The following is a 6597-nucleotide window of genomic DNA, read 5'->3' on the forward strand; positions in this document are numbered from 1 at the left end:
CAGCTCATAGCCTTGCTGAACGAGAACAAAATTATCATACAACGAATGAAACCCATTCTAGATAAAGATTTCACAATTTATGATTAACTATTTTATTAACGCCTATCGGCGGTGCTATCCATCTCACCACCTGCTAACCGCGAGGTGGGAGAGTTCCGCACATTTTCGTTAAATAATCTTTTGGGGCGTTTGCTTATCTTGTTTGAAATATATTTTGCACCATCGGCTTGTCTATTCCTGCTGCTGCACGATCTAATTCTGCTATCTCTCCTGCATCCAGTTGCCAATCTTTAGCTGCGATATTTTCTTGTGCCTGTTGAATGTTCTTCGCCCCAGGAATAGGAATTGCACCTTTAGCAATACACCAATTAATCCCTACCTGTGCCATAGTTTTCTGGCGATATAAAGCGATCGCCTCGATACAATTTAACAAAGATTGGGCTTCTGGTACTAATCTTTTAAATAACAAGCCCCGCAACCCTTTGGGATAGGTTTGAGAATCGGTATATTTTCCCGTAAGAATTCCCAAACACAAAGGACTATAGGCAATTAATTTAATTCCCAGTTCATCGCAAGTTTCCTTGATACCCAATTCCGTAACAGGATAGGTAGACAGGAGGGAATATTGCACCTGTAAAGTCGCGATCGGAATACTGCGTCTGCTAAATTTGGCATGAATTTTCTTCAATCTCTTTGTACCGTAGTTAGAAAGTCCTATACCTTTTACCAAACCCCGTTCGTATAAATCCCCCAAACCGTCTAACAATTGTTCTTCTTGCCAAGGAAAGTAATTAGCAGTTGACCAGTGCATCTGCGCTAAATCTACTCTGCCCATCCTTTCTATCGAAGCTTGTGCTGCTTTCACCATCGACTTTCTGGATAACCGCCAAGGATAGGCAGCAAGTTTAGTGGCAAGACAGATATTATCTTTATTTGCTCCTGTATATTCACCGTCAAACTTTCCCAACAGTTTCTCACTCTGACCATTTAGTTTCCCTGTACCATAAGAATCCCCCGTATCAAACAGAGTCACGCCATTACTAACGCAGAGATTAAAAACCTCTTGCAATTGAGCGTCCATACTTTCGTCATAACCCCACAGAAGGCGATTTCCCCAAGCCCAAGTACCACAACCCATTTGGGGTAAAACTATTTTTTTAGAAGTTGGCATAATAAAGTTTAATTTTTATTTTTATTTTTATTTTTATATAGAATATACTTAATACACTTGTATAAACCATGTATTCTCAACGCTACAAGTACCCTAGAACACCTCATCTAAGTTTTTCCCCTGGAGTAGGAGGCGACGATCTACAACTCGATCGCGATCGCTTTTTTATTAACTCTCAGGTAGTAGTTACGGAGAAACTAGACGGTGAAAATACTTCTCTATACCAAGACTATATCCATGCTCGCTCTTTAGATAGTCGCCAGCATCCATCGAGAGCTTGGGTAAAAGCATTACAAGCTTCTATTGGTCATGATATTCCTTCTGGGTGGCGCATCTGTGGAGAAAATCTCTATGCCAGACATTCTATTGCCTATGAAGATTTAAACAGTTACTTTTATCTTTTTTCAATTTGGAATCAAGATAACTATTGCTTGAGTTGGGCAGAAACTCAAGAGTGGGCAGAGATTTTAGGTTTAACATTGCCTAAAGTCATGTACAAAGGCTTGTGGGATGAAAAGAAAATTAGAGCGATCGCAACTAATTTAGATTTAGATGTCTGTGAAGGCTTTGTAGTCAGAAAAGCAGAGCAATTTCACTATGATGATTTTGCTCAAAATATAGCTAAATGGGTGCGTCTTCACCACGTTCAAAGCGATGAACATTGGATGTATCAAGAAGTCATACCCAATCAATTATCAATTTTCAACGACTAACGAACAACAACCAAATGTAGGGTGGGCAAAATAACCAGTATGTTTTTTGTTGTTTCATAAGCGACTATTGCCCACCAACAATAATTTAATTCGCCGTAATTTTCATGAAATTTATAACGGAAGTTTTCCAAGGTGCAACCCCAAGTATTGATGAATTTGTCTTAGGTTTAGGCGATCGCATTCCCCAATTAAAAGAGTATAAATCTACACCCCAAGATCCAGAATGGCACGCAGAAGGAGACGTACATATTCATGTCGGAATGGTATTGGATGAAACTTACAAAATTCTGGAAACAGAAGCGACTCATTTATCAAAAGAAGATCGTCTGAGTTTGATTTTGGGCGCATTACTACACGATATTGCCAAACCTCAAACTACTAAGCAGCAAGAAATACAAGGAATAGTCCGCACTGTCGCGCCGAGACACGCTAGTAAAGGGCGTTCCTATTTAGCACCAAAGTTAATGGGTCTGGGTTTGCCCTATGATGTGGTAGAAACCACCTTAGGTTTAGTTGGCTATCATCACGATCCCAAGCAACTAGTCACCAATGATAAACCTTCAGGGAAATATAAAAGAATTGCTCGTTTAGCCAATCCAGAATTACTTTATTGGTTGGAATTAGCGGATATTCGAGGACGAGAATGCCAAGATAAACAACAGCAATTGAATTACATTGAGATGTATCGTATGTTTGCCCAAGAATATCAAGCTTGGGAACGTTGTGGTGCGAAATATCAAGCTTGGCGAGAATATTTCCATCGCGAATTGCAAGACTGGGATCTAGATACGCGAGACTTAGTTTTTAGTAGAGCGATCGCTCGTTGGGAAGCAGGAGAAATTTTTACTCCCGAATCAGAAATTGCTCGCTCCTATTCCTATCGCAATGCCTTTCCCCAAGTAGTTGTGACCTTTGGCGTTAGCGGTTCGGGTAAAAGTACCTGGATTGCCAACAATTTTGCCGAACATACAGTAGTTTCTTTAGATAATTTGCGACAACAAATAGCCACATCTCGCAGCGATCAGTCGCAGAATAGTAAAGTAGTTCAACTGGCAAAAGAACAGCTAAAAGCCCTTCTACGTAGTAATAGTAAGATCGTCTGGGATGCGACCAATATCAGAAGAGACTTCCGACAACAAGTAATCAATCTCAGTCGTAACTATGGAGCATTAGTTACTCTAGTAATATTCCACTGTTCCGAAGATATCTACTTCCAGCGCAATAAAGAACGCCATCATAGTATTCCCGACAACGTATTAGTCAGACAAATAGAACAAATGGAGTTTCCCGAATTAGACGAGGGCGATCGCACTTTAATTGTCGATGAACAAGGCAATACCTTGGCAACCTATGGTAGTTATATTTAAACTGTTTTAACTGTTTATCTTATAACTTGTTAAAATTAGCCAAATAAGCGTAAGTTAGTGAAAAACCAGCAAATATTAGCCAAAAGTTTGTTATCGTTCTGGAAACTAACTTAAATTATCTATCTTGATCGCTCTCTGGCAAAAGGTAACACATGAACTCCCAACTCCCTTTAGGTTCAGTCATTCAAGGTTCTTTAACCAAAGGTTTAGAAGTAAGATTACATCCCGATGTATCGGTGGAAGATATGCGAGTCGGGAAGTTTCTCACAATTCAAGGAAGGCGATCGCGTTTCTTTTGTCTGTTGACTGATGTCTCATTAGGCTGTTCGAGCGATCGCATTATTGCCAATCCGCCACCAATTGAAGACACTTTTTTACGGGATGTCCTAGCAGGAAGTGGGACTTATGGCACCGTAGCTTTATCTCCTATGTTGATGTTTACCCCCACTGCTACTAATAGCGATTTTTCTAGTTTGCCTATCGATACACCAAAGGACACTAGTTTAGGTTCGCTACAGGTTAATACCAGTGCAGATATGGAATTGTTACCCGTCAAAACTATTCCCGCCCACTTCAGTCAGGTTTATGAAGCAACGGAACATGATTTCCGCAGCGTCTTTGGCTGGGAAGACGATCCTTTTCGTCGCAACTTTTCCGTCGGTCAACCTTTAGATATGGATGTCCCTGTCTGTATCGATCTAGACCGCTTTGTGGAACGTAGTAACGGTATTTTTGGTAAATCTGGGACGGGTAAATCTTTTTTAACTCGCTTGCTTTTATCTGGCATCATTCGCAAGGATGCAGCAGTTAACCTGATGTTTGATATGCACTCCGAGTACGGTTGGGAAGCGATGAAGGAAGGTAAACAGGTAAGCACTGTTAAAGGCTTGCGTCAGCTTTTCCCAGGGAAAGTAGTGATGTATACTCTCGACCCTGAATCGACCAAACGTAGGGGGGTTAGGGATGCCCAAGAACTTTATCTCAGCTACGATCAAATTGAACTTGCCGATCTGAAATTAGTTGCTGCTGAATTAGGTCTTTCCGAGGCTGCAATGGATAACGCCAATATTCTTTATAACGAATATGGCAGGAATTGGATTATGCGTTTGATCAACATGACCAATGAAGATATTAAGCTGTTTTGCGAACAAAAAGGACACGCGGGATCTATTTCTTCTCTACAGCGAAAGTTACAGCGTTTTGATACTCTTAAATATATTCGTACAGCCTGTCCTCATAACTATATCGATCAGTTGATTCAAGATTTAGCTGCGGGTAAAAGTGTAATTATTGAATTTGGTTCCCAATCTAATATGCTGTCTTATATGCTGGCAACCAATATGATTACTCGCCGTATTCATTCTAGCTATGTCAGACAAGCAGATCATTTTTTACAAACCAAGAATCCCTTAGATAAGCCTCGGCAGCTTGTAATTACGATTGAAGAAGCCCACCGTTTTTTAGATTCTAGTATTGTTCATCAAACTATTTTTGGGACTATCGCCCGCGAGATGAGAAAGTATTTTGTTAGTCTTCTGGTCGTAGATCAACGCCCATCGGGAATTGATAACGAAGTCATGTCCCAAATTGGTACTCGCGTCACCTGTCTGTTGAATGATGAAAAAGATATCGATGCTATTTTTACAGGGGTGTCTGGAGGGGCTAACTTAAAATCTGTACTGGCAAAGCTAGACACCAAACAACAAGCATTACTTTTAGGTCATGCTGTACCGATGCCTGTGGTAGTTCGCACTCGCCCATACGACGCTCAATTCTATCGCGAGATTGGCTGCACTGATTGGGAGGAAATGCCGAATGAAGAGGTGTATGCAGCAGCAGAAATTGCCAAAGCCGATTTAGGTTTTTGATTTTAGAAATTGCGATCGCTTTGTCTTTTTGTCTTTTCCTTCTTAATCTATAAAAATAAGTATCGGAAATGTAAACGATAATAATATGTTTGAATTATTAGGAATAGTTGATACAGCCAAAATTTGCGATCGCATTTTAAACTCAGTAGAAATGACCTTAGTGGCAAAAGCCAATAGTACAAAATCGGAGACATCATCTTTGATAGCCGCCGAAATTCCCGAATCTACTGGAGTAAAAATAACTCCAGACAACGACAATTTTAATTATTCAGGTCGAGTCAACTGGGAAGACTCCCAAGCACCAGTCTTTAGTTATCCTGGGAAAGTAGTAGAATTCAGATTTACTGGTACTAGTTTAAAAATCGAACTATCAGAAGACAATTGGGGTGGTGAAAACTATATTGATGTTTATCTAGACGATAATCCTCAACCTGTCACTATTAAGCTGCAACGAAAGTGGGGTAAATCAGTTATTTACAATATCGCTTCTAGCTTGGAAAATAAGGAGCATAATGCAGTCATAGTTAAACGTACAGACTATGTTGCAGGGGGATTTGAGTTCAACAGCATCATTATTGACGGGGAATTGTTACCCGCAAATCCAGACTCAGAAAAAAAGATCGAAGTTTACGGAGATTCTATTTCCGCTGGTGCGGTAGTGGAATACGATCGAGCAGGAGTTCAAGATCCTGAGGGAGACAAAGAGCATCTTTATAACGCCTACTACAGTTATGCCTCAATTCTTGCCAGAAGTTATGATGCGGAAGTTTCTTTAGTAGCTCAATCAGGAGCATCTCTAATTGATGGTTTTGGCTATTGGCATCGAGGTACGGGGATGGAAGCTTTTTACGATAAGTCAGCGCCTCTTGATGATGCTCCTTTGTGGGATTTTAATAACTATAATCCCGACTTGGTAATAATTGCTTTGGGTCAAAATGATTCTGCAAGCATTAAAATTGGGGAGGATTTAACCGCAGAAGCTTGGAAAGATCGCTATAAACAGTTTATTGCCAATCTGCGAGCCAAACGTCCTAATGCTTACTTTGTGGGAATGTTTCCCAATATGTATCACGATCGCGAATGGGATGTATACTTAACCGAAGCGATCGCAGAATATCGTCAAGAATACAATGACGATCGAGTTTTCTCCTTAATTCATCAACAAGTTACCCCTGGTCATCCCCGTATTAGCGAACAACAAATGATGGCGGATACTTTGAGACAATTTATTGATGATACTTTGATTAAAAACAGTTTTAATTGGAGTCTTGCTAATTAAAACTGTTTTTGATTAAAAAAAGCGTTTCTCAAAGTCATAAGGTACAACCAGAATAACCAGAATAATAAGTGACTAACTAATGACTGATTACTCATCACAAATACCGAGGCATTTGACTGTACCGCATTAAAATGAGAAACGCTATAACCCTCTTTTGTCACTTTCCGAGGACTAAACTATAATAGAAAAATTCGTTGAT

Annotated in this window: 5 protein-coding genes; 4 read left to right on the forward strand and 1 reads right to left on the reverse strand. The window is 40.0% G+C overall.

The annotated features are described in order from the left end of the window. Positions 1 to 193 precede the first annotated feature (193 nt). Positions 194 to 1171, reverse strand: a complete 978-nt coding sequence (locus I4641_RS14830) for an aldo/keto reductase (RefSeq protein ID WP_229641320.1) — start codon at positions 1169 to 1171, stop codon at positions 194 to 196. A 68-nt stretch (positions 1172 to 1239) separates the two neighbouring features. Between I4641_RS14830 and I4641_RS14835 the strand changes: the two genes are divergently transcribed. The 4 genes from I4641_RS14835 to I4641_RS14850 all read left to right on the forward strand — a co-directional run bounded on the left by I4641_RS14835 (position 1240) and on the right by I4641_RS14850 (position 6398). Then, positions 1240 to 1884 carry an RNA ligase family protein gene (locus tag I4641_RS14835; protein ID WP_229641321.1) on the forward strand — a complete coding sequence of 215 codons (645 nt, stop codon included), beginning with the start codon at positions 1240 to 1242 and terminating at the stop codon, positions 1882 to 1884. 104 nt (positions 1885 to 1988) lie between these two features. Beyond that, positions 1989 to 3251 carry an AAA family ATPase gene (locus I4641_RS14840; RefSeq protein WP_229641322.1) on the forward strand — a complete coding sequence of 421 codons (1263 nt, stop codon included), beginning with the start codon at positions 1989 to 1991 and terminating at the stop codon, positions 3249 to 3251. A 152-nt stretch (positions 3252 to 3403) separates the two neighbouring features. Next, positions 3404 to 5119: a helicase HerA domain-containing protein gene (locus I4641_RS14845; protein ID WP_229641323.1), complete on the forward strand. Its 1716-nt coding sequence runs from the start codon at positions 3404 to 3406 to the stop codon at positions 5117 to 5119. An 85-nt stretch (positions 5120 to 5204) separates the two neighbouring features. Next, complete coding sequence (locus tag I4641_RS14850; protein WP_229641324.1) at positions 5205 to 6398, forward strand: GDSL-type esterase/lipase family protein; 1194 nt, start codon at positions 5205 to 5207, stop codon at positions 6396 to 6398. The last annotated feature ends 199 nt before the right edge of the window (positions 6399 to 6597 follow it).

Source organism: Waterburya agarophytonicola KI4 (assembly GCF_020640915.1).
Classification (GTDB): domain Bacteria; phylum Cyanobacteriota; class Cyanobacteriia; order Cyanobacteriales; family Xenococcaceae; genus Waterburya; species Waterburya agarophytonicola.